Annotated in this window: 18 protein-coding genes; 11 read left to right on the top strand and 7 right to left on the bottom strand. The window is 75.2% G+C overall.

From position 1 onward, the window contains the following. The first annotated feature begins 38 nt into the window (after positions 1–38). From ACN268_RS27175 to ACN268_RS27195, 5 genes are read left to right on the top strand one after another with little or no spacing between them, the layout of a single operon-like run. Positions 39–1811: a carbamoyltransferase gene (locus ACN268_RS27175; RefSeq protein ID WP_421485752.1), complete on the top strand. Its 1773-nt coding sequence runs from the start codon at positions 39–41 to the stop codon at positions 1809–1811. After that, entirely contained in the window at positions 1808–5317 is a 3510-nt protein-coding gene (locus ACN268_RS27180) for an amino acid adenylation domain-containing protein (protein ID WP_421485753.1), read from the top strand. The genes ACN268_RS27175 and ACN268_RS27180 overlap by 4 nt, the downstream gene beginning before the upstream one ends. Further along, the gene (locus ACN268_RS27185) at positions 5298–6500 is read left to right on the top strand and encodes a cytochrome P450 (RefSeq protein WP_421485754.1); all 1203 of its coding nucleotides are present in this window, start codon (positions 5298–5300) and stop codon (positions 6498–6500) included. Before ACN268_RS27180 ends, ACN268_RS27185 begins: the two co-directional genes overlap by 20 nt. After that, on the top strand, positions 6501–7790 hold the full coding sequence (locus ACN268_RS27190; RefSeq protein ID WP_421485756.1) for an MFS transporter: 1290 nt from the start codon (positions 6501–6503) through the stop codon (positions 7788–7790). It begins immediately after the preceding gene. 45 nt (positions 7791–7835) lie between these two features. Further along, positions 7836–9530, top strand: coding sequence for a condensation domain-containing protein (locus tag ACN268_RS27195; RefSeq protein WP_421485758.1), 1695 nt, complete (start codon positions 7836–7838; stop codon positions 9528–9530). A gap of 116 nt (positions 9531–9646) precedes the next feature. Here ACN268_RS27195 and ACN268_RS27200 read toward each other — a convergent pair whose 3' ends face one another. From ACN268_RS27200 to ACN268_RS27210, 3 genes are all read right to left on the bottom strand, one after another. Further along, positions 9647–10492, bottom strand: a complete 846-nt coding sequence (locus ACN268_RS27200; protein WP_421485760.1) for a hypothetical protein — start codon at positions 10490–10492, stop codon at positions 9647–9649. Further along, the gene (locus ACN268_RS27205) at positions 10489–10998 is read right to left on the bottom strand and encodes a SigE family RNA polymerase sigma factor (RefSeq protein WP_421485761.1); all 510 of its coding nucleotides are present in this window, start codon (positions 10996–10998) and stop codon (positions 10489–10491) included. The genes ACN268_RS27200 and ACN268_RS27205 overlap by 4 nt, the downstream gene beginning before the upstream one ends. A gap of 175 nt (positions 10999–11173) precedes the next feature. After that, positions 11174–13693, bottom strand: coding sequence for a DUF4153 domain-containing protein (locus ACN268_RS27210; protein WP_421485762.1), 2520 nt, complete (start codon positions 13691–13693; stop codon positions 11174–11176). A gap of 125 nt (positions 13694–13818) precedes the next feature. On the opposite strand from ACN268_RS27210, the gene ACN268_RS27215 reads away from it, so the two are divergent. Next, a complete protein-coding gene (locus ACN268_RS27215; protein WP_421485763.1) occupies positions 13819–14778 on the top strand; it encodes a lytic polysaccharide monooxygenase auxiliary activity family 9 protein in 960 nt (319 codons plus the stop codon). A gap of 163 nt (positions 14779–14941) precedes the next feature. Here the strand turns inward: ACN268_RS27215 and mgrA are convergent, their stop codons facing one another. Beyond that, a complete protein-coding gene (gene mgrA / locus ACN268_RS27220; RefSeq protein WP_421485764.1) occupies positions 14942–15931 on the bottom strand; it encodes an L-glyceraldehyde 3-phosphate reductase in 990 nt (329 codons plus the stop codon). Between the two features lie 101 nt (positions 15932–16032). Here mgrA and ACN268_RS27225 point away from each other — a divergent pair, with 101 nt between their 5' ends. From ACN268_RS27225 to ACN268_RS27240, 4 genes are all read left to right on the top strand, one after another. Next, positions 16033–17001, top strand: coding sequence for an aldo/keto reductase (locus tag ACN268_RS27225; protein WP_357931454.1), 969 nt, complete (start codon positions 16033–16035; stop codon positions 16999–17001). 69 nt (positions 17002–17070) lie between these two features. Next, on the top strand, positions 17071–18570 hold the full coding sequence (locus ACN268_RS27230; RefSeq protein WP_421485766.1) for a magnesium chelatase: 1500 nt from the start codon (positions 17071–17073) through the stop codon (positions 18568–18570). Positions 18571–18572: 2 nt separating this feature from the next. Next, entirely contained in the window at positions 18573–20528 is a 1956-nt protein-coding gene (locus ACN268_RS27235) for a VWA domain-containing protein (protein ID WP_421485767.1), read from the top strand. 94 nt (positions 20529–20622) lie between these two features. After that, entirely contained in the window at positions 20623–21090 is a 468-nt protein-coding gene (locus tag ACN268_RS27240; RefSeq protein WP_421485768.1) for a hypothetical protein, read from the top strand. Here the strand turns inward: ACN268_RS27240 and ACN268_RS27245 are convergent. Continuing rightward, positions 21055–22077: a GlxA family transcriptional regulator gene (locus ACN268_RS27245; protein ID WP_421485769.1), complete on the bottom strand. Its 1023-nt coding sequence runs from the start codon at positions 22075–22077 to the stop codon at positions 21055–21057. The two genes, ACN268_RS27240 and ACN268_RS27245, sit on opposite strands and share 36 nt — an antisense overlap. Before the next feature lie 70 nt (positions 22078–22147). Between ACN268_RS27245 and ACN268_RS27250 the strand changes: the two genes are divergently transcribed. Beyond that, entirely contained in the window at positions 22148–23443 is a 1296-nt protein-coding gene (locus ACN268_RS27250) for an MFS transporter (protein WP_421485770.1), read from the top strand. A 25-nt stretch (positions 23444–23468) separates the two neighbouring features. Here ACN268_RS27250 and ACN268_RS27255 read toward each other — a convergent pair whose 3' ends face one another. Both ACN268_RS27255 and ACN268_RS27260 read right to left on the bottom strand, forming a co-directional pair. Further along, positions 23469–24188 (bottom strand): RICIN domain-containing protein, encoded by a 720-nt coding sequence (locus ACN268_RS27255; protein ID WP_421485772.1) that lies wholly within the window; start codon positions 24186–24188, stop codon positions 23469–23471. A gap of 58 nt (positions 24189–24246) precedes the next feature. Beyond that, the gene (locus ACN268_RS27260; protein WP_421485773.1) at positions 24247–24531 is read right to left on the bottom strand and encodes a DUF427 domain-containing protein; all 285 of its coding nucleotides are present in this window, start codon (positions 24529–24531) and stop codon (positions 24247–24249) included. Between the last annotated feature and the right edge of the window lie 10 nt (positions 24532–24541).

The raw sequence follows: 24541 nt of genomic DNA on the forward strand, positions 1-24541 counted from the left end.
CGGCCGACCCCCACCCCTGCGAACGAAGGTTGACGACAATGCTGACGCTGGGATTCAGCGGCCTCGACCGCGGCACGGCGCTCAAGCGCGCGATACTCGGCGACGGGTGGCGGCGGGAACAACGGATCGTCCAGGGCCTGGACTCCGCGGCGGCGCTGGTCGACGAGACCGGGGTGATCGCCGCCGCCGCCCAGGAACGCTACGACGGCGACAAGGGCACCGGCCGCTTTCCCCGGGACGCGATCGACGCCTGCCTGCGGGCGGCCGGGGCGACGATGCACGACGTCGCGGTCGTCGCGCACGGCTTCCGCTACGAGCCGTCCCCGGTCTGGCAGCTCGACCACCTCTCCACCCGCTGGTACGAGGAGGTGTACGCGCAGCGCGTGCAGCGGGAGGTCTTCGCCGCCCACTACCCGCCGACCGTCGGCGAACCCCGGTTCGTGCACGTCGGGCACCACGTGGCCCACGCCGCCAGCAGCTACTACCTCAGCGGGTTCGACGAGGCGCTGGTGGTGGTGGCCGACGGCATGGGCGAGCAGGAGTCGCTGACGGTGTTCGCGGGGCGGGGCGCGGTGCTCGACCCGCAGGGCAGCTATCCGATCATGAGTTCGCTGGGCATCCTCTACAGCGTCTTCACCCACTATCTCGGCTTCCAGCCCGGGATGGACGAGTACAAGGTGATGGGCCTGGCCCCGTACGGCGACCGGCAGCGCTACCGGGCCACCCTCGACGAGTTCGTCCGGCTCGACCCCGACGGCGGGTACGCCGTACCGCTGCTGTCGGCCAACAAGTCCCCGCTGGAACGCGAGACGCACCAGGGGGTGCTGCGCCGGCTGGAGGAGAAGCTCGGCCCGGCCCGCGAGCCCGACGCGGAACTGGGGCAGCACCACATGGACGTGGCCGCCGCCCTGCAGGACGCGCTGGAACGCACCCTGCTGCACGTGCTGACCGAGTACCGCCGCCGCACCGGGCTGCGCCGGCTCTGCCTGGCCGGCGGGGTCGCGCTGAACTGCTCGGCGAACGGGGTGATCCTGCGCAGCGGGCTCTTCGACGAGGTGTTCGTCCAGCCGGCCTCCGGGGACGACGGCACCGCGCTCGGGGCGGCCCTGGCCGCGCTGCGCGAGGCGCGGCCGGCGACGCCGACCGGGATGCGGATGCCGTACTGGGGGGACGGGTGCACCGCCGACGACGTCGCGGCGGCGCTGCGGGACCTCGGTCCGGGTTTCGCGATCCACCGGTACGCCGAGGCGGACCTGGTCCGCGAGACGGTCACGTTGATCGAGGGCGGGGCCACCGTGGCGGTGTGCCAGGGCCGGATGGAGTTCGGCCCGCGTGCCCTGGGCAACCGCAGCATCCTCGCCGACCCGCGCTCACCCACCATGCGCGAACACCTCAACACGGTGGTCAAGCAGCGTGAGGAGTTCCGCCCGTTCGCCCCGGCGGTGCCCGTGGAGGACGCCGCCAGGTACTTCGACATCCCGCCGGGAACGGAGGCGGCGTTCCGGCACATGCTGATGGTCACCGGCGTCCGGGAGCCCTACCGGGACCGGTTGCCCGCCGTCACGCACGTCGACGGGTCGGCCCGGGTGCAGGTGGTGCACCGCGAGGACGCGCCGCTGTTCTGGGGGCTGCTGCGCGAGATGGGCCGGCGGACCGGGCTGCCGGTGCTGGTCAACACGTCGTTCAACCTGCGGGGTCAGCCCATCGTCCGGACCCCGGCCGAGGCGGTCGCCACCTTCGCCCGGTCCACCCTGGACGCCCTCGTCCTCGACGGCCACCTGGTCCGCCGCACCGCCGGGGGGCCCGCGTGAGCGTCGACCACGAGCCGGCGGCGGTCGACACCCCGCCGTACGAGGAGATCGTCCGGGCCGCCTTCGGTCAGGTGCTCCGGCGGGCGGAGATCGCCCCGGACGCCGACTTCTTCGACCTCGGCGGGCAGTCCCTGCAGGCCGTGGAGGTGGCGCTCGAACTGCGCCGGCGGACCGGCGTACCGGTCGAGATGGACCTGCTGTTCCGCTACCGACGGCCGGTCGACCTGGTGGCGCACCTGGCCCGGCTCGCGCCGCCGGCCCACCGGGTGCCGATCTCGCCGACCGAGGAGCGGCTGCTGTTCCTGGACCGGCTGCACCCGGACTCGCCGCTGTACTGCGTCCCGGTGCGGTACGAGTTCGCCGGTGCGGTCGACGCCGAGGCGCTGCGTGCCGCGCTGCAGGAACTGGTGGACCGGCACGACGCGTTGCGGACCTGCTTCCCGGCGGACGGGCGGAAACTGGTCCGGACGGCCGCCACGCTGCCGTGGACGGTCGTCGACCTGTCCGGGGAGGAACCGGAACGGGCCGCCGCCGAGTCCCGGCGGCACCTCGACGCGCAGGCCCGCCGCCCGGTCCCCACCGACGTGCCGCCGCTGGCCCGCGCCTGCCTGGTCACCGAGCCCGGCGACCGCGCGGTGCTGCTGTTCACCCTGCACCACCTGATCGCCGACCAGCACTCGCTGGACCTGCTCGACAGCCAGCTCCAGCAGGCGTACGGCGCCCGGGTCGGCCTCGCCCGGGAGCTGCCACCGGTACGCCGCCGGGGCCTGGCCAACCGGCCCGACGCGGCGGAGTCACTGGCCCACTGGCGGGATCAGCTCGCCGGGCTGGGCGGTCGGCTGGCGCTGCCGGCGGACCGGCCCCGACCCGAGGTGGTGGGCCCGGCGGGTGCGGTGGTGACCGCGCCGCTCGACCCGGCGCTCGTCACCCGGCTGACCGGGCTGGCGCGGGACTGCGCGGCATCGGAGTTCATGGTGCTGCTCGCCGCCTACACGGCGTTCCTCAGCCGGGTCGCCGCGCCCGGGGGCACGACCCACGCGTCCGACGTGGTGGTCGGCGCGCCGTTCGGCGGGCGGACGGTGGACGACGAGGACACCGTCGGCATGTTCGTCAACGTCCTGCCGGTCCGGGTCCGGATCGACGCCGCCACCACCTTCCGGGACCTCGTCACCCAGGTCCGGGGACGGGTCAGTGCGGCGGTTGCGTACCAGTGGACGCCGTTGCAGGAGCTGGTGGCGGAGCTGACCGACGCCGCCGGGCCGGACGGGAACCCGCTGACCCAGGTCGGCATCTCGCACGTCGACGACCGCGACTGGCGTTGGGCGCCGGCCGGCGCACCGGCCGTACGGGAGGTGCTGTCCACCGGCACCGCCAAGTTCGAGCTGCTGTGGACCGTCACCACCGGGACGACGTCGGCGACGTCCGCCCTGGAGGTCGCCGCCGACCTGTTCACCCCGGAGCGGGCGCGGGAACTGCACGCCACCCTGCTGGCCGACCTCGCCCGGCTCAGCGCCGCCCCGGACACCCCGGTGGTGTCGGGACCGTCGGCGGCCGTCACCCACGGGTACGTCCGTCAGCCCGCCGAGCTGCCGGTGCACGAGGTGGTGGCGCTGCGGGCGCGGGCCCGCCCGGAGGCGGTCGCGGTGCGGCACGGCGACCGGGAGCTCAGCTACGGCGCGCTGGACACCGCCGCCGCCGGGCTCGCGGGACGGCTCGTCGCGGCGGGCGTACGACCGGGGGACCGGGTGGCCGTCGCCGCCGCACGGGGCGCGGACGCGGTGACCGCGTTCCTGGCCGTGCTGCGCGCCGGGGCGGCGTACGTGCCCGTCGACGTGGCCCAGCCACCGGCCCGCAGCCGGGCGATCGGGCGGGACAGCGGGGTGCGGCTGGCGCTGTGCGAGCGGGGCCGCGAGGAGCACGTGCCGCCCGGGGTGCCGACGATCGAGCTGCCCGGGACTCCCGGGGCACCGGGCGGGGCCGTCGGGGTCAGCGGACCGGTCGGGTCGTCGCACGTCGCGGTGACGGTCCGGCACCCGGCGTACGTCATGTACACCTCCGGGTCCACCGGGGCGCCGAAGGGGGTGGTGGTGCCGCACGAGGCGATCCTGCGGCTGGTTCCGCACTCCAACTTCCTGCGGCTGGGGCCGGACGACGTCGTCGCGCACCTGTCGAACACCGCCTTCGATGCGGCCACCCTGGAGATCTGGGGCGCGCTGTGCGCGGGCGCGACGCTGGTGGTGGTGCCCCGCGAGGTCACCCTGTCGCCGTACCGGCTGGGGCGGTTCCTCGCCGGGACGGGGGTGAGCGTCATGTTCACCACGAACGCCCTGCTCAACGCGATCGTCACGCACGTGCCCGACGCCTTCGCCCGGCTCCGGGTGCTGCTGATCGGCGGCGACCAGTACGCGCTGGCGCAGATCCGCCGGATGCTGGCCGCCGGTGCGCCGCAGCACCTGGTCAACGCGTACGGGCCGACGGAGAACACCACCTTCTCGGCCGCGCACGAGGTCGTCCCCGCCGACCTGGACGGGGGCGTCATCCCGATCGGCGGCCCGATCGACGGCGGCTACCTGCGGGTGCTCGACGACCGGCTGACCCCGGTCGCCCCGGGCGGCACCGGTGAGCTGTACGTCGGTGGGCAGGGGCTGGCCGACGGTTACGTGGGCGATCCCGGGCGCACCTGCGCGGCGTTCGTCGCGGACCCGTTCGCCGACGTGCCCGGCCAGCGGCTCTACCGCACCGGCGACCTGGTGCGGCTGCGGCCCGACGGGGACGTGGTGTTCCTGGGCCGCCGCGACGACCAGGTCAAGATCAGTGGCTTCCGGGTGGAGCTGGGCGAGGTGGAACGGGTCCTCGGCGACTGCCCGCAGGTGGGTGACCACGCGGTGGTGGCGGTCACCGACGCGGAACCGGTCGAACTGGTCGCCGTGTCGACGGGCCCGGCCGAGCCGTCCGAGGTGCGGGAGTTCCTGCGGGCCAACCTGCCCGCCTACATGGTGCCGGCGCGGTGCCACCGGCTGCCCGCCCTGCCGGTGACCCCCAACGGCAAGGTGGACCGGGCGGCGCTGCTGGCGGCGCTCGGCCGCGACCCGGACCCGGACCCGCCCGTCCCCGCCGACCCGCCCGTCCCGGCCGACCCGCCCGTCCCCGCCGACCCGCCCGTCCCCGCCGACCCGCCTGTCCCCGCCGACCCGCCTGTCCCCGCTGACCCGCCCGTCCCCGACGCCGCCTCCCCGTCGGGCGACCAGGTCGCCACCGGGCTCGCCGACATCTGGCGGGACCTGCTGGGGGTGACGGAATTCGGCGCGGACAGCCAGTTCTTCGCGCTCGGCGGCACCTCGATCAAGGCCCTGCACCTGGTCGGCGCGGTGCACCGACGGTTCGGTGTCGACCTGCGGATCGTCACCGTGTTCCGCCGGCCGTCCTTCGCCGACCTGGCCCGGGAGATCGCCGACCTGGTGCGGACCGAGCAGAGGGGGAACGGCGATGGACCTGGGCGACCCTGACCTGTACCTCGACCCCGGCCGGTTCGCCAGGTGGCGTCGGTACGCCGCCGACGACGCCGTGCTGTGGAGCGACGCCGGCACCTCACCGGGCGGCTTCTGGTCGGTCTTCTCGCTGGCCGGGTGCCGCGCGGTGCTGGCGCCGAAGGCCGCGTTCACCTCCGAGTACGGCATGATGATCGGCTTCGACCGCGACCACCCCGACAAGGCGGGCGGCGGGATGCTGGTGGTCGCCGACGGCCCCCGGCACACCCGGCTGCGCAGCGTCATCATGCCGTTCCTGTCCAGGGCGATGGCCGAGTCGCTGGAGGACACCGTCCGGCAGGAGGTCCGCCAGCTCGTCGCGGACGCCGTGTCGGCGGGCGGCCTCGACGTCGCCGCCTCCCTCGGGCCGGTGATCCCGGCGAGCGTCGTCTGCCGCCTGCTCGGCGTGCCGGCGACCGACCGGGACATGCTGATCGAGCTGACCAGCCACGCCTTCGGCGGCGCGGACAGTTCCTTCGACCGGATGCCCCCGGACGCGGCGCACTCGGAGATGATCCTCTACCTTGCCGACCTGGTGGCCGAGCGGCGGCGCAGCCCGGGTGACGACCTGATCAGCGCGCTGGCCGGTGACCCCCGGTTCGACCTGCGTGAGGTCCTGCTCAACTGCGACAACGTCCTGGTCGGCGGCAACGAGACGACCCGGCACGCGATCGCCGGCTGCTTCCACGCGCTGGCCACCGCCGCCGGCACCCTGGACCGGCTGCGCACCGACCCGGACCTCGTCGGGCCGCTCGTCGAGGAGGTCATCAGGTGGACCTCACCCGCGATGCACGTGCTGCGGGTCGCCACCGAGGACGTCGAGCTGCCCGGTCAGCGGGTGGCCAGCGGCGAGGCGGTGGTGGCCTGGCTGCCGGCGGCCAACCGCGACCCCCGGCACTTCGCGGCGGCCGACGAGTTCCGTCCCGGCCGACCGGCCAACCACCTCGGGTTCGGCTACGGCCCGCACCACTGCCTGGGGGCGGCGCTGGCCCGGCTGGAACTGCGGGCGCTGCTGCTCGCGCTGGCCGAGTTCGTCGACTCGGTGTCCGTGGTCGGCGAGCCGGTGCCGCTGCGCTCCAACCTGGTCCACGGCTACCGCCACCTGCAGGTACGGCTGGAACCCGTCGGCCGTTCCACCAACCACCGAGAGGCGCTGAGTTGAGTGACCGCGTTCAGGGACGCCCGGTTCCGTCGGCTGTACGTCGGCGACGCCCTGTCGGGCTTCGGGGACACCGCGCTGCTGCTGGCCCTCGGCATCTGGGTCAAGGACCTCACCGGGAGCAACTCGGCCGCCGGTGCCGTGTTCCTGGCGATGGGCCTGCCGGTGCTGTTCGCCCCGCTGGCCGGACGGCAGATCGACCGGGTACGCCGCAAGCCGCTGCTGATGGCGACCAACGCGGTCGCCGGGCTGGCGGTGCTGGCGCTGCTGCTGGTACGGACCGCCGAACACACCTGGATCATCTACGGCGTCGCCATCGTGCACGGCTGCGTCGCCACGGTGCTCATGGCGGGGCGCAACGCCCTGCTCAAGGACCTGCTGCCCGACAGTGACCTGGGCTCGGCCAACGCGGCGTTCGGCACCCTGTTCGGGTTCACCCGGATTCTCGCGCCGCTCGTCGGTTCCGGCATCTACGCCGCGTTCGGCGGTCACCTGCTGGCGCTGATCGACGCGTTGACCTTCCTCGCCGCCATCATCGCCTTGGCCACGGTGCGGGTCGTCGAGTCGCCACCGGAACGCAGCGGGGAACGGTTCGGCACCGAACTGCTCGCCGGCCTGCGTCACATCCGGTCGGTTCCGCTGTTGTCCCAGGTAACCGTGGTCAGCGCCGTCGCGTTCGGGGCGGTGGGCTTCCTGGAGCCGATCATCTTCGTGGTGGTCGAGGACGGGCTGCACCGGCCGGCGGCGTTCTTCGGGGTGATCGTCAGCGTCCAGGGGATCGGTTCCATCGTCGCCGGCTTCACCGGCGCGTGGCTGCTGCGCCGCGTCGGCGAGGCGAGGGCCATCGGCGGCGCCCTGATCGGCCTCGGGGTGGGCTGCGCCGCCCTGGCCGTCGGCGCGACAGCGGTGGTGCTGGGCGGGGCGGTGGGCATCGGGCTCGCGGTCACCTGGTTCTCGATCGGCTGGAACACCCTGTTGCAGCGGCACACCCCGTCGCGGCTGCTGGGGCGGGCCTTCACCACGGCGGGGATGCTGGTGACGATCCCGCAGACCGCGGCCATCGGTGTCGCCGCCGCCCTCATCGTCGTCGTCGACCACCGGCTCCTGCTCGCCGTCCTGTCGCTGGTGATCCTGCTGGCCGGGCTGCGCCTGCTGACCCACCCGAAGCCGGCCCCGGAACCCGTCGCCACCGACGCCGACCCGGCACCCGACCGGGACCCGGCACCGGCCGGCGGACCGGCAGCCGACCGGGACGCGGTGCCCGGCGGCGTGGTGCCCGGTCGCCGGGAGTGACAGGTCCCGTGTCCGCCCGACCCGTCCCGACCCGGGGGTAGCCAGATGACCACAGCCGAGACGTCGACCGCCGTACGGACGGTGCGGGTGCCCTTCGCCGGGCTCCGCTCGGGCCGGTGGCCGATGCCCCACGGTCAGAGCAACGTGTTCGACTGGTTGCCGCACGAGGGCAGCGGCGCGGTGTTCGTCGGGTACGCGGACCTGCCCGCCGGGCGTACCGTCGACGACGTCCGCGCGGCGGTAGGCGTGCTGGTCTCCCGCCACGAGGGACTCCGCACGGTGTACGAGGTGGGCACCGGCGTGGAACGGGCCCAGGTGGTGACCCGGGACGGGCACGTCGACCTGCTGCTGCTCGAACTCGGGTCCGGGGCGTACGACCGGACCTGGATCAGCGACCCGCCCCGCCCGTTCGACCACGGCGCCGAGTTCCCCGTCCGGATGGCGGTCACCACGGATTCGGGGGTGCCCGTCCGGGCCGTCTTCGAGTTCTCCCACGCCGTCGCGGACCTGGTGACCGCCAACCTCGTGCTTGACGAACTCGTCGCGCTCGTCGCGTCCCCCGCCGACCGCACGGTGGGCCCCCCGGTCTGGCAGCCCGCCGACCAGGCCGAGTACGAGCGGACCCCGCAGGCGCGGCGTCGGATGGCGAGGACCCTCGCCTACTGGCGGCAGCAACTGCACACCATCCCACCCTGCCTGCTCTCGGTGCCGGCCCGTCGGGAGGGGCCGCCGGAGTTCCGCCTCGCGACCCTGCGGTCCGGGCCGGTCGCCGAGGCGATCGACGCGGTCGCCAGGCGGACCAGGGTCACCCCGGCCAGCGTCCTCGTCACCACCACGGCGACCCTGCTGTCCTGGTGGACGGGCACCGAACTGGCCGCGCTGGAGGCCCTCTACAGCAACCGCGCGCTGCCCCGGATGCAGAACTTCGTCGGCAGCATCGCGCAGAGTGCGCTGGTCCCGTTCAGCCCCGCCCCGTCGTTCCACGAGACCCTGCGCCGGACCCACCTGGCCATCTTCAACGCCTACCAGTACGCCTACTTCGACGCGACCGCCGTGGAGGAGTCGGTCCAGTCGATCGGCTCCCAGCGGGGCTGCCAGCGGCACCGGGACCTGGTGATCAACGACATGAGCAGCACCCGGGGCGGCGTCTTCGACGGGCGGGCGGGGGTGCCGGTGCACGGGACCGAGGTGGAGAGCGGCCTGGACGCGACCACCACCGACCCGGTCCGGCTCACCATCCTGCACACCCGGCCCACCGTCGTGGTCGGTCTCACCCACGACGTCCGGCACGTGACCACCGACGAGGCCGCGGCACTGCTGTGGTCGATGGAGCGCATCCTGCTGACCGCCGCCGACCGGGACGTCGACCTCGCCCGGCTGGGCGATCTCGTCGACCTCGACCCGGTGGTACGCGGCCCGGAGTGGGTGGAGATCGACGCCGCCTGGATCGACGTCACCGCCAGCGAACAGGTGCTCCGGACCGCGGCCGGCGACCCGACCGCCCGGATCGTCCTGCGGGGCGGGCCCGGCGGCACCCGGTCACTCGTCGGCTACGCCGCCCCGGCGGACCCGCGCGTCGGCCCCCGGGAACTGCACGCGGCGGTGATGGCCACGCTCGGCGGCCGGCACGGCGCGATGGCCCCCGAGTCGTACGTCCTGTGTGCCCGCCCGCCGCACCCGCCCCGGGACGAGGCCGGGTGGCGGGCCCAGCCGATCCGCGCGGCGGGCACCGGCCGCTGACCGTACCGCCCCGTCGTCACCGCGACCGGGCCCGTCGCCCGCGCGGCCCGGGTCGGCGGCCCCCGTCGCCGCTGACCGGCCCGCCCGCGCCCGGCCCGCCGCCCGGGGAACCGCGCTCAGCGCAGGTGGAACCGGCTGTCGGTGGCGAGGACCGCGAGTCGTTCCGGCGTGAACGGCAGGGCGGCAAGCTCCGGCTGCCCGTCGCCGAGCCGTCGGGACTGCGCCACGAAGACCACCGTGCCGTCCGGATGCCGGTACGCCGCCCACTGGTCGAACCGGTCGTCGGCGGCGGCGCGGACCACCACACCGATCCGCGTCGTGCCGACGGTCACCACCTCGCACGCGCCCGCCGTGACCCAGAACTGTCGGGCCAGCGGGCACGGCTCGGCCGGCAGCCGGTTGCCGGCGCTGTGCACCTCGACGAGCACCCGGCCCGTCCGCTGTCCCTGGCGGATCGTGGCCGAGGCCGTGTAGCTCCACACCTCGACGCCGTCCACCCTGTCGTCGAACTGTGCCTGGTGGTCGCGCGACGGCGGCTGGCCGGCGGGCGGGTTCGCCGGGTCCGACGGCACGGTGTAGCCGGCCGGCACCACCGCGACGAGGTCGTCGAGCAGCCGGGTCGCCTGGTCGTACCGGGTGCCGGCCCGCGCCGTCCGGTCCTCCTGGGGTCGGCCGTCCGGGCCGGTCGGCCACGCCGGCTTGGTGTCGTGCACCGACGGTGGCGGGACGGTGCCGACGCCCGGCGCCGCCGGGGTGAACCCCCCGGAGCCGGCCGCGCCGACCGCCCCGACCCCGGTCACCGCGAGCAGCGCCGCCGTCACGCCGGCCCCGGCCCAGACGGCACGACGGCGTACCCGGGCCCGTCGGCCGCTCCGCAGCGCGGTGTCCACGCTCAACGACGGTGGCCGGGCGGTGGCGGCCATCTCGGTCCGTAGTGCCTCACGCAGTTCTTCGCCGTTCATGGTTGCCCCTTCCGGGTGCCGCTGAGGGTGGGGGACAGGAGGCCACGCAACGTCTCCAGGCCGCGCGCCGACTGGCTCTTCACCGTCCCGGCGGAGCAGCCGAGCACCGCCGCGACCTCGTCGACGGACTGGTCCTCCCAGTACCGGAGCACCAGCACGGCCCGCTGGCGCGGCGGCACGGCGGCCAGCGCCTGGAGCAGCACCAGCCGGTTCTCCGGCGAGTCAGGCGGTGACGGCCGTTCGGTCTGCTCGCCACCCACCCGCTCCCGCCGCCACCAGCCGCGCCGTCGCTCGTCGAGGAAGGTCCGCACCAGGATCTGGCGTACGTAGGCGTCGAGCACCTCGTGCCGGGACACCCGGTTCCAGACCAGGTAGAGCTTCGTGAACGCGGTCTGCACCAGGTCCTCCGCCCGGTGCCAGTCGCCGCAGAGCAGGTACGCGGTGCCGCGCATCGCCTCCGAGCGTGCCGCGAAGTACGCCGCGAACGCCGTGTCGCGATCACCCATCCGGGCCTCCGATCCCCTTGTCGAGATAGTCACGCGGGGTCCGGCACCGGGGGTTGCCCGCCGGGGTCGAATCGCCGTCCGGACGCCGCTGCCCGGCCCGGTCAGGCGACCGGGCCGGGCAGCGAGATCGGTCCGGCCCCCGGCCGGAGACCGGGGGCCGGGCGGCGCAGGGAGGTCAGCGCGGGGTGCGCCGGGTTTTCGGCAGGTCGAACTGGTCGGCGGCCTTGCAGTCCTTCTGCCCGCCGACCGCGCGCGGGCCCAGCCGCTCCAACTCCGCGCGGGCCCGGCTGCGGCCCAGGTTCCAGGCGTACCACGGGTCGGGCTCGGCGAGGTCGTCGTCGATCCAGCTCAGCGTGCAGCGGCGGATCCGGTCCGGCAGGTCGGCCAGGGCGGGGGTGGCGTCGGCGGAGAGCGCCCGCAGGTACCAGGCGTCGATCTTGCCGGACTGCTCGTACCGGGCGATGTTGCGGCGGGCCGCGTAGTCCTCCGGGTTGAGCACGGCCAGGCTGAGCAGCATCACCACGGCCAGCCCGACGGTGGCGCCGGGGATCCAGCGGCCCCGCCACCGTACGCCCGCCGCCAGGACCATCAGGAAGACCGCGCCGAGCAGCAGCTCGAACGCCATCACGAAGATCCGTTCCCCGGTGAAGCTGTAGACCTTCTGGTAGGTGTACATCCGGGACAGCGCCGACACCACGATCACCACGCTGAGCGCGCTGAGCAGCCCGAGCAGGACCCGCAGCAGCACCCGTTCGGCCCGGCTCTCCCGTCGCGCCCAGCGGCTGACCCCGCCCAGCACGGCCACGGTCAGCAGGGTCACCACGGTGAGCTGCCAGAACCCGCTGCGCGCGTACTCGGCGTAGCTCAGCCCTGCGGTTCGCAGGACGTGCCGCTGACCGCCGAAGAGCACGGTGAACTGCACCGCGACGAAACCGACGAAGAGCAGCGTCAGGGCGGCGATGGCCGGGGCCCACTCCAGGATGCCCAGTCGCCGCCGACCCTCCCGGTCGACGGTCGACAGGTCCGGCGGCGCGGCCAGGGTGTACGTGGCGGCGACCGCGATCGACCCACCGACGGCGGCCAGGAAGAGCCAGCGGAACACGGTGTCCACGTTGACCTCGGGCACCACCGCGCCGAGCACCTGGTCGAACGCGGCGTCGGCGGAGGACAGCAGCAGACCGAAGACGAGCAGCACCACGACGGTGGCGGCGACCGAGCCGACGACCCGGGGCACCAGTTGGCCGCCGCCGGTGGCGGTCACGTGCCGCCGTACCCAGGGCAGCCCGCGCAGCGCCGCGAACGGGGCCGCGACCAGGCTGAACAGGATGGACCGGACCTGTCGTCCGCCCACGATCGCCAACGTCGCGCAGCCCAGCGCCCCGAGGACGCAGAAGGTCACCAGCCACCAGGCGTTACGGAACGCCAGCACGGCCAGCAGCGCCAGCGCGGCCGCCGCCCAGCCGCCCCGGATCAGCCGGTCGGTGCGGGTGAGCGCGTCGGCGTTGCGCCGGACGGCCGCGACCACCCCGACGGTGAGGACCAGCCAGCCGAGGAACCAGCCGATGCCGGTGCGGGTGAGCGGGACGAAGCACGCCACGCCCAACGCCCCGGCCAGCACCGCCGCCGGCACCGCCCAGCCGGCGGCGGGTCCGGGACCGGGCCACCGGGTGCTCAGGAACGACGGCGGGGGCGGGACCGGGGCCCAGGCCCCGGGTGACCCACCCCACTGCGCCGGCCGCCCGTCGGTACCGAACCCGCCGGCCCCCGGCCGACCGGGGGCGGGCACGCCGGCCCCGGGGGGCGGTTGCTGACCGGGGGGTACGGGCCTACCCGGACCGGACTGTGGGCCGGGCGTCGTCGGGGCGGTGGCCGGGACCGGGGCGGGTCGGCCGGCCGGGGTCGGCGCGTCGTCCGCCGAGCCCGCCGCGGTGCGCGGTGCCGGCACGCTCACCGACCGGCCGGCCCCGCCGGCCGCCGCCACGTCGACCGCCGCCTGGCCGTCCGGTGCCACCTCGGCCGCCGCCTGGCCGTCCGGTGTCACTTCGGCCGCCGCCTGGCCGTCCGGTGTCACCTCGGTCGCCGCCTGGCCGGCCGGTGCCACGTCGACCGCCGCCTGGCCGTCCGGTGTCACTTCGGTCGCCGCCTGGCCGGGCGGTGCCACCTCGGTCGTCGTCGGGGCGGCCTTCGTCGAGCCGGGCTTCGCGACGTCGGCCGCTGCGGTGCCGCCCTCCGCGGCACCGGCTGGCGTGGCGTTGCCCCCCGTGGCACCGGCTGTCGTGCCGGCCGCTGCCACGGTGCCGGTCGCCCTCCCCGGCGGGGTCGCCGGGCCTGCCGCTGCCGTGGTCGACGGTGATCCGTCGGCGGCTGCTGCCGGCCCGGTCGAGGTCACCGGTGGTGCGGTGCCGGCCGGGCCGTCGCCAGCGGGGAGGGGCGCTACGACCGGTCCGGCGGTGCCGGGCGGGGTGTCGGTGGTCGCCGGCACCAGGGGCAGGAAGACCGCGTACCCGAGGGTGCCGTCCGGGACCTGGACCGGAATGGCCCAGCCGGGCTCATCCGCCCGACCGGGCCACCTGATCGCCGGCGGCATCCCGTCCCGGGCGGACATGGCCAACAGGTACGGCGTCCCGGGGGCGGGCGGAGCCTCGGGCGGGGGGCTGCCCCCGGGGGAGTCTGACGTCGGTTCCGGCTCGGACACGTGCGCTCCTTGATGCGGGAAGTGCGGTCACTGTAGAGGCAACCGGCCCTGCGCCGCCGGCCCGCACGCCGTACCGTCGAACCTTTGCCCGCCCGCGTCCGTACCAAGGGCGGGAGGTCGACCAGATGACCGTACGCGCAACGTTCGCCGCCCTCGCGGTCGTGGCGGTGACCGTGCTGCTCGACGCGGCCCCTGCCGCCGCGCACGGCGCACCGACCAGCCCGTTGAGCCGCTCGGCGGCCTGCGGCCCGGAGGGGCCGCACGTCTCGACGCCCGCCTGCCTGGCGGCGGTGTCGGCCGGCGCGGCGGTGCGCGAGTGGGACAACATCCGGGTGTACGGCGTCAACGGCCGCGACCGGCAGCGCATCCCGGACGGCGAGCTGTGCAGCGGCGGGCTGTCGGCCTACCGGGGGCTGGACCTGGCCCGGACTGACTGGCCGGCGACCGAGCTGACCGCCGGTGCGAGGTACACGTTCCGCTACCGGGGCACCATCCCGCACAAGGGGACCTTCCGGCTCTACACCACCCGCTCCGGGTACGACCCGCGAACCCCGCTGCGCTGGTCCGATCTCGACACGATCCCGTTCCTGTCGGTGACCGACCCGCCGCTGCGGGACGGGTCGTACCAGATCCCGGGGCGGCTGCCCGCCGGGCTGACCGGGCGGCACCTGATCTACACGGTGTGGCAGAACTCCGATACCCCGGACACCTACTATTCCTGCTCCGACGTGCTGTTCCGCCCGGCGGACGGCGTGCTGGCGGCCACCCCGGTCGACCCCGCCCCGGCCGCCGCCGACCCGACCGACGGCACGACCGCCGACCCCGGCCCGGACCCGGCCGTCCCCGCCGGAGCGACTGCGGTCGGTGACGGGTCCGCCGGCCCGGCCGAGGAGGCGGGCGTACCGGTGGCGTCGGTGACCCAGGTCGGCGGCGGCAACCTCCGACTGGTGGTGGGCGCGGCGGTGGTGGTGACCGTGCTGCTGGTGGCGCTGGTGGCGACCCGGCTGCGCCGCCCGGCCCCCGTTCCCCCGGGCCGCCCCTGCGGCGTCCGCAACCACCGGGCCGGCCGCCGCCGCGTCTGGTGACGCCCGCCGGGCCGACCCGCCCAGCAAGATCAACCTTGTCGCACGGCCAACGCAGTGTCGGCCCAACGGCGGCACCACCCGGCCCGGACAGCGCAACTCCGACCCAACAGCCCTGACGCGCCGGCCGGGCCGGCCGCCCGGCCAGGCCGACGGGTCAGGGCAGTCAGGGCAGGAGGCGGTCGATCTCGGTCAGGTCGTCGGGGGTGAGGTCGAGGTGGTCCAGGGCGGCGACGTTGCCCTCCAACTGGGCCACGCTGCTCGCCCCGATGATCAGGCTGGTCATCCGGGGGTCGCGCAGCGCCCAGGCCAGGGCGAGCTGGGCCAGCGTCCGTCCCCGCCGCGCGGCGATCCCGGCGAGGCCCCGGACGGTGGCGAGCTTCTCCTCGGTCACGTCGCTCTCGTCGAGGAAGACGCTGGTGCGGACCCGGGAGTCGGCGGGGATGCCGTCGAGGTACCGGTCGGTGAGCAGCCCCTGGGCCAGCGGGCTGTACGCGATGCAGCCCGCCCCGACCTCGGCCAGCGTGTCGAGCAGCCCGTCATCCTCGGTCCACCGGTTGACCATCGAGTACGACGGCTGGTTGATCAGCAGCGGGGTGCCCAGGTCACGCAGGATCGCGGCGGCCCGCCGGGTCTGCTCCGAGTCGTAGTTGGAGACGCCGACGTAGAGCGCCCGGCCGGACCGGACGATGGCGTCCAGCGCCCCCATCGTCTCCTCCAGCGGGGTGTCCGGGTCGAAGCGGTGGGAGTAGAAGATGTCGACGTGGTCCAGCCCCATCCGGCGCAGCGACTGGTCCAGCGAGGAGATCAGGTACTTGCGGGAACCCCACTCGCCGTACGGGCCGGGCCACATCAGGTAGCCGGCCTTGCTGGACACCACCAGCTCGTCCCGGTACGGCTTGAGGTCGGTGGCGAGCAGCCGGCCGAACGCCTCCTCCGCCGCGCCGGGCGGCGGGCCGTAGTTGTTCGCCAGGTCGAAGTGGGTGATGCCGAGGTCGAACGCGCGGCGGACGATGTCCCGCTGCCTGTCGAACGGCCGGTCGGGCCCGAAGTTGTGCCACAACCCGAGCGAGAGGGCGGGCAGTCGCAGGCCGCTGCGCCCACTGCGGCGGTAGGTCATCCGGTCGTAGCGGTCGGCCGCGGCGAGGTAGGTCACGCCCCCGACCCTAACCCGGCCCCGACCTGCGGCGGCGGGCCGCCGTCGACGGGCCGGGCGGGACCGGCCCGGCGGGCCTGCCACCGGGGTAGCTTCGAGCCATGCGCTACGTCCCGCTCGACACCCCCCGTCCCATTTCCAAGATCGGCCTGGGCACCTGGCAGTTCGGGTCCACCGAGTGGGGCTACGGGCCCGACTACGCCCAGCGGGCGGCGCAGATCGTCAGGCGGGCCCTCGACCTCGGGGTGACCCTCTTCGACACCGCCGAGCTGTACGGCTTCGGCCGCAGCGAACGCATCCTCGGCGCGGCGCTCGACGGCGACCGGGACCGGGCCGTGGTGGCCAGCAAGATCTTCCCGCTGCTGCCGGTCGCCCCGGTGGTGCAGCAGCGGGCGGTCGCCTCGGCGGCCCGGCTCGGCGTCGGCTGCATCGACCTCTACCAGGTGCACCAGGCCAACCCGGTGGTGGCCGACACGCACACCATGCGCGGCATGCGCGCCCTGCAGGACGTCGGCCTGGTCGGCGAGGTCGGGGTCAGCAACTATCCGCTGCGCCGGTGGCGGTTCGCCGAGGCCGCGCTGGGCCGGCGGGTGCTGAGCAACCAGGTCCGCTACAGCATGGTCGACCGTGGGCCCGAGGAGGACCTGATCCCGTACGCGGAGCAGGCCGGGCGGATCGTCATCGCGTACAGCCCGCTCGCCCAGGGCTTCCTCTCCGGCCGGTACGACGCGTCGCACCCGCCGACCGGGGCGGTGCGCCGGGCCAATCCGTACTTCCTGCCGGAGAACCTGACCCGGGGCGGTGCGCTGATCGACACCCTGCGGGAGGTGGCCGACGCGCACGACGCCACGCCCAGCCAGATCGCCCTGGCGTACCTGCTGCGTCACCCGAACGTGGTGGCCATCCCGGGGGCGTCGGGCGTCGAGCAGGTGGAACGCAACGCCGCCGCCGCCGAGATCGACCTGCCCGCCGACGAGTACGCCGCGCTGGCCGCCGCCGCCCGGCGGTTCCGGCCGGTCACCGGCCTGGCCGCGCTGCCGAAGCTGGTCCGGGCCCGCCTCGGGAGGTGAGCTGTCAGGCCGGGGGCCGGTCGGGGTCGATCCCGGTGCCGGGGGCGGCGCGGCCGGGACCGCGCTAGCGTGGGTCGGGTGACTGCGCCCAACCAGGCTCTCCCGGTCCCGCCCGCCGACCTGCCGGGCACCCTCGGCGCACTGCGCGCCGCCGGACACCGGTACCAGACCGTCAAGCAGGAACTCCGCCACAACCTCCTGGCCCGGATGCGCTCCGGCGAGGACCGTTTCCCCGGCATCGTCGGCTACGACGACAGCGTGCTGCCCGAGGTCGAGCGGGCGTTGCTCGCCGGCCACGACATGGTGCTGCTCGGCGAACGCGGCCAGGGCAAGACCCGACTCATCCGCTCGCTGGTGGCGCTGCTCGACGAGTGGACCCCGGTGCTGCCCGGCTCGGTGCTCAACGAGCACCCCCTGCACCCGCTCACCCCGGCCTCCCGCGCGCTGGTCGCCGAGGCCGGCGACGACCTGCCGGTCGGCTGGCTGCACCGCTCGATGCGCTACGGCGAGAAGCTGGCCACCCCGGACACCAGCGTCGGTGACCTGATCGGTGACGTCGACCCGATCCGGCTGGCCCAGGGGCGCACCCTCGGCGACCCGGAGACCATCCACTTCGGGCTGGTGCCGCGCACCAACCGGGGGATCTTCGCCGTCAACGAGCTGCCCGACCTGGCCGAACGCATCCAGGTGGCGCTGCTCAACGTGCTGGAGGAGCGGGACATCCAGGTCCGCGGCTACCAGCTCCGCCTGCCGCTGGACCTGTTCCTGGTGGCCAGCGCCAACCCGGAGGACTACACCAACCGGGGTCGGATCATCACCCCGCTGAAGGACCGGTTCGGCGCGGAGGTGCGCACCCACTACCCGGTCGACCTGGAGCTGGAGCTGGCGCTGATCCGGCAGGAGGCCGACCTGGTCGCCGAGGTGCCGGAGCACGTGCTGGAGGTGCTGGCCCGGTTCGCCCGGGCGGTGCGCGAGTCGTCGTCGGTGGACCCGCGCTCCGGTGTCTCCGCCCGGTTCGCCATCGCCGCCGCCGAGACCGTCGCCGCCGCCGCGTTGCGCCGCGCCGGCCTGCTCGCCGGGCCCGCCGGCTCCCGGACCGGGCCGTCCGGCGGCACCGCGCCGGGCGACGCCACGGCACGGCCCGAGGCGCCGGTCGCCCGGGTCGGCGACGCGGTGTCGGTGACCTCGACGTTGCGCGGCAAGGTGGAGTTCGAGAGCGGTGAGGAGGGGCGGGAGACCGAGATCCTGGCCCACCTGCTGCGCACCGCCACGGCCGAGACGTTCCGGGCCCGGCTGGCCGGACTGGACCTCTCCGGGTTCACCGCGCTGGTCGCCGAGGGTGCGGTGATCGAGACCGGTGAGCTGGTCGCCTCGGCGGAACTGCTGCGCCAGGTCGGCACCGTGCCGGGGCTGGCCAAGGCGCTGGACCGGTTGGGGCTGGGCGACGCGCCCACCCCGGAGCAGGCCGCCGCCGGGGTCGAGTTCGTGCTGGAGGGGCTGCACCTGACCCGCCGGCTCGGCAAGGACGTCACCGAGTCGGGTCGTACCGTCTACGGCGGTCGGAGCTGAGCATGGCCGGCAACCGGTTCCGGTACGGCCAGTGGCAGGGCGGCCCCGACCCGCTCGCCCCGCCGTACGACGTGCGTGCCGCCGTGGACTCCGTCGGCGCGGAGGTGCTGGCCGGCGGCAGCCTGCGGGAGGCGCTGCGTGACCTGCTGCGCCGGGGCCCGAACAACCGGGGCGGCCTGGACGACCTGGCCGCCCGCGCCCGCCGGCTGCGGCGGGAGGCGCTGCGCCGGGGCGACCTGGACGGCGCGGTGACCCGGTCCCGGGCGCTGCTCGACCAGGCCCTCGCGGCGGAACGGGACGTGCTGCGCGGGCGCACCGACGACGACGCCCGGTTCGCCGAGACGGTGCTGGACAACCTGCCCCGCTCCACCGCCCGCGCGGTGCAGGAGCTTTCCGGATACCGGTGGACCAGCGACGAGGCCCGGCAGGCGTACCAGCGGATTCTCGACGGGCTGCGCGGCGAGGTGCTGGAGCAGCGGTTCGCCGGGCTGCGCGACGCGGCGCGGGCCGCCGGTGACCCGGCCGTGCAGGCGCAGCTCGCCGAGATGATGCGGGACCTCAACGACCTGCTGGCCCGGCACGCCCGCGCGGAGGACACCACCGACGCGTTCGCCGAGTTCATGCGCCGGCACGGCGACTTCTTCCCGGAGCAGCCGCGCACCGTCGACGAGCTGGTCGACGTGCTGGCCCGGCGGGCGGCGGCGGGGGAGCGGCTGATGCGGTCGCTGTCCGACCGGCAGCGCGAGGAGCTGGCCGGGCTGATGCGGCAGTCGCTCGGTGACCGGCTCGCCGGTGAGCTGTCCGCGCTCGACGGCCACCTGCGTGCGCTGCGCCCCGACCTGAACTGGCAGCGCGGCGAGCGGGTCCGGGGTGACCAGCCGCTCGGCTACGGCGAGGCCACCGGGGCGTTGGACGAGATCGCCGAGCTGGACGAGCTGCTCGACTCCCTCGACCAGGAGCACCCGGGGGCCACCCTGGACGACGTGGACGTCGACGCGGTCGCCCGGACGCTGGGCCGCGACGCCGCCGACGACGTACGCCGGTTGCGGGAGCTGGAGCGGGAGCTGCGCCGGCAGGGCTGGGTGAGCCGGGACGCCGAGGGGTTGACGCTCAGCCCGAAGGCGTTGCGCCGACTCGCCGGCACCGCGCTGCGTCGGGTCTTCGCCGACCTCACCGCCGGCCCGCGCGGCCAGCACGACCTGCGTACGGCCGGGGCGGCCGGCGAGGTCAGCGGGGCGTCCCGGCAGTGGGAGTACGGCGACGAGCAGCCCCTGGACGTGGTGCGCACGCTCACCCGGGCGGTGCGTCGGGCAGGCCCCACCGTGCCGCTGCAACTCGCCGTCGAGGACTTCGAGGTGGTGGAGACCGAACGGCGGGCGTCGGCGGCGGTGGCGCTGTGCGTGGACCTGTCGTACTCGATGGTGTCGCAGGGGCGGTGGGGGCCGATGAAGCAGACGGCGCTGGCGCTGTCGCACCTGATGGCGACCCGGTTCCCGCAGGACGCGTTGCAGATCGTCGGGTTCGGCCTGGAGGCGGTGCCGTTGACCCAGCAGGAGCTGGCGGCGGTCGAGCCGGACCTGCGGCAGGGCACCAACCTCCAGCACGCGCTGCGGCTGGCCGGCCGGCACCTGCGCCGGCATCCGGGGGCCGAGCCGGTGGTGCTGGTGGTCACCGACGGCGAGCCGACCGCCCACCTCGACCCGGACGACGGTGAGGCGTACTTCCACTGGCCGTCGCTGCCGGAGACGGTCGAGGCGACCATCCACGAGGTGGACCGGCTGGCCCGCGCCGGGGTCACGCTCAACCTGTTCCTGCTCGGTGAGGACCCGGGCCTGCGCCGGTTCATGGACGCGGTGGCCCGCCGTTCCCGGGGCCGCCTGTTCACCCCCGACCTGGGTGACCTGGGCGAGTACGTGGTCTCCGACTACCTCCGTTCCCGCCGCAGCTCCGGGCGCTGACCGTGTCCGGGCCATGGGGGTGGGGCCGCCCGTCCGGGTGACCCGGGCGGCACAACCGTCCACCCGACCCGGCGGTACGGGGTTGACTGGGGGCGTGGAGCTGCGTGCGGTCTACCGGAGCCTGCTCGCCGAGGTCGGGGCGGGCGGGTTCCGGCCGGCCCCGCCGGACGGGTGGGACGCGGAGCGGATCGTGGCGCACCTGGTCGCCAACGACGAGTTGATGAGCGAGGCGACCGAGGCGGTGCTGGCCGGGGCGCCGTTCGCCTACTACGACCTGACCGGGGTGCACCGGCCCGAGTTGGACGCCCTGGTCGCGCAGTGTGGCGGGCTGCCCGGCCTGGCCACCCTGCTGCGCGCCACCAGCGGCCGGCTCTGCGGCCTGGTGGACCGGCTCGGCCCGGCCGCCGACACCCCGGTCGAGACGCACCTGCGGGAGGGTTTCGACCTGGTCGTCGACGAGCCGTTGCCGTGGTCGCGCACCCTCGACCTGCACGCCCGGGTGCACCTGCCCCGGCACCTGGCGCAGCTACGGATGCTCCGCGACCAGCCGCAGCCCGCCTGACGCCGCCCCGGCAGCGGGGGTACGGCGGAAGGTGCGCCGGTAGGCCGAGGGGGAGACGCCGATCCGGGTGTTCAGGTGTTGGCGCAGGGCGGCGGTGGTGCCGAAGCCCGCCCGCCGGGCCACCTGGTCGATGGCCAGGTCGGTGGTCTCCAGGAGCAGCCGGGCGTGGTCGGTGCGCTGCTGGAGCAGCCACTGCGCCGGGCTCAGGCCGGTCTCGGAGCGGAAGTGCCTGGTGAAGGTGCGTACGCTCATCCGGGCGTGGGCGGCCAGGTCCCGCAGGGCGACCGGTTCGTGCAGCCGCTGCCGGGCCCACTCCCGGGTGGCCGCGGTGCCGCTGGCCGGGGTGCGCGGCACGGGTCGTTCGATGTACTGGGCCTGCCCGCCGTCGCGCCAGGGTGGCACCACGCACCGGCGGGCCGCCCGGTTGGCCACCTCGCTGCCGTGGTCGCCGCGTACGACGTGCAGGCACAGGTCGATGCCGGCAGCCACCCCGGCCGAGGTGAGCACCCGGCCGGAATCGATGAACAGCACGTCCGGGTCGAGGTCGACGTGCGGGTACAGCCGGCGGAACCGGTCGGCGTGCGCCCAGTGGGTGGTGGCCCGGTGCCCGTCGAGCAGACCGGCGGCGGCCAGCGCGAACGCGCCCGTGCAGATCGACATGATCCGTACGCCCCGGCGGTGGGCGTCGTGCAGCGCGCCGGAGACCGCCGGGTCGATCGTGCCGTCGGTCATCGGTGGGCCGGCGTGCAGGCCGGGCACGACCACCGTGTCCACGGTGGCCAGCAGGTCGAGCCCGTGGTCGGGGAGGACCCGGAAACCGGCGGAGCTGCGGACCGGGCGACCGCCCGGGGTGCAGGTGTCGACGGTGTAGAGCGGAAGCCGGTCGGCGGTGCGGGCGGCCCCGAAGACCTGGGCCGGGGTGCCCAGGTCGAGGCCGACCACGCCGTCGAGGGCGAGCACGCCGATCCGGTGCGGCCTGATGGTCATGGCCCGATTATTGCGCACCATGGCTTTCCGGCCACTCGTCGCCCGCCGGAGCGTGTCCCAGACTCGGAGCGTGACCCGAGCCCGTCGTCTCCACCCGGCCTGGACCGTGGCCGCCGTCGCCTTCGTCGCGCTGGTCGGCGCGGCCGGCTTCCGCGCCACCCCGTCGGTGCTGCTGCACCCGCTGCACGCCGAGTTCCGCTGGCCGCTGGCCACCATCTCCGCCGCCGTCTCGGTCAACCTGCTGCTCTACGGCCTGACCGCACCGTTCGCCGCCGCCCTGATGGACCGCTTCGGCATCCGTCGGGTGGTGGCCGGCGCGCTGGCGCTGGTGGCGCTGGGCAGCGGCCTGACCGTCTTCATGACGGCGAGCTGGCAACTCATCCTCTGCTGGGGCGTCCTGGTCGGGCTGGGCACCGGGTCGATGGCGCTGGCGTTCGTCGCCACCGTCACCGGGCGCTGGTTCGTCCACCGTCGGGGGCTGGTCACCGGGGTGCTCACCGCCGGTGGGGCCGCCGGCCAGCTGGTCTTCCTGCCGCTGCTCGCGGTGCTGGTCCGCGACCACGGCTGGCGCGCGGCGGCACTGGTGGTGGCCGGGGCGGCGCTCGCGGTCGTCCCGCTGGTGGTCCGGTGGCTGCGGGAACACCCGGCGGATCTCGGCCTGCCCGCCTACGGCGCGACCGGGGTGACGCCCCGCCCGCCGGCGGCCGGTGGGGCCGCCGCGCGGGCCGTGGCCGCGTTCACCGCCGCCGCCCGGACCCGCCCGTTCTGGCTGCTCGCGGGCGGCTTCGCGATCTGCGGGGCGACCACCAACGGTCTGGTCGGCACCCACTTCGTGCCGGCCGCCCACGACCACGGCATGCCGCAGACCACGGCGGCGGGCCTGCTCGCCCTGGTCGGCCTCTTCGACATCGTCGGCGTCATCGCCTCGGGCTGGCTCACCGACCGGATGGACAGCCGGCTGCTGCTGGCCGGCTACTACGGGCTGCGTGGGCTGTCACTGTTGCTGCTGCCCACCCTGTTCACCGGGGGCACCGGGCCGAGCATGCTGGTCTTCGTCGTCTTCTACGGCCTGGACTGGGTGGCGACCGTGCCGCCGACGGTGGCGCTGTGCCGGGAGTACTTCGGCGACGCGGCGGCGGTGGTCTTCGGTTGGGTGTTCGCCGCGCACCAGTTCGGGGCGGCGTTCGCGGCGACCGCCGCCGGCCTGGTCCGTGACCGGCTCGGTGACTACGCCCCGGCCTGGTACGCGGCCGGGGCGCTGTCCATCGGCGCCGGGCTGCTGTCGCTGCTGCTGCGCCGCCGCACGGCACCGGTGCCGGTCCTGACGCCGGCCCGGCCCGCCGGGGCCTGGAGCTACCGGGGCTGACCGCCTCCCCGCCTGCCGGACGTGCTCAGCCGAGGGTCCACTGCTGGCCGGCGGCGGCGGTGCAGGTGGCCTGCACCAGGTCGTCGCCGGCTGCCGTGCCGTCGTCGCGGACCTGCGCGCACTTGCCCGACCCGACGCCGACCAGCAGGACCGCCCCGGTGCCGACCGGGGTCACCCGCCACTGCTGGTTGGCCTGCCCGTGGCAGCCGAACTGCTGGAGCCGCGCGCCGTCGTCGCCGCTGCCGCTGTCGACGTCGAGGCACTGGCCGTGCCCGGCGTTGGTGAGCGTCACCACGTCGGGCCCGACCGGGTTGGCGACCCACTGCTGCTCCGCGCCGCCGGTGCAGACGGCCAGTTCGGCGGTGGCCGTCTCGCCCGCGCCGTCGGTGCCGACGCAGAGGCCGGAGGTGACCGCCCGCAACGCGAGCGGCCCGGTGACCGCGGCCGGGGTGGTGGGCGGCGGGGTCGGGCTGGGCGGCGGCGTGGTCGCGGCCGGCGGGCTGGTCGTCGGGGCCACCGAGGTCGGGGCGGCCGGGGTCGGCGCGGCGGCGGCCGGCACCACCGGCGGCGGGGAGCCGCCACCGCCGAGCACGCCGGTGGCGAAGAAGACCCCCAGCAGTACGCCCGCCAGGCCGGCGGCCAGCGCGAACCGCATCAGCGGATCACCGGGCAGCCCGGGGCGGGCCGCCCGACGGGCCCCGTACACGGTGCCGGACGGATCGTGGTGGGGATCGGGGACGGCCATGCCAGCATGGTGACCCACCGGGCGGGCCGACGGCCAGTCGGCCCGCGGGCCGGCGGGATCAGTCGACGACCCGGACGTCCTTCCAGAACGCCACCCGGTCGCGGACCTGCTCCGCCTCGGGCTTCGGGTCCGGGTAGTACCAGACCGCGTCGGGACTGGTCCGGTCGCCGTCGGTGAGGGAGTAGTAGGAGGCGGTGCCCTTCCAGGGGCAGACCGTGTGCGTCGCCGACTCGGTGATCAGGTCGTCGCGCAGGGTGCTTCGGGGGAAGTAGTGGTTGCCCTCCACCAGGACGGTGTCGTCGCTCTCGGCCACGACCTGGTCGTTCCACACGGCTTTCGGCATGCCATCACGC

This window comes from Micromonospora sp. WMMD735, assembly GCF_049178995.1.
Lineage (GTDB): Bacteria > Actinomycetota > Actinomycetes > Mycobacteriales > Micromonosporaceae > Micromonospora > Micromonospora wenchangensis.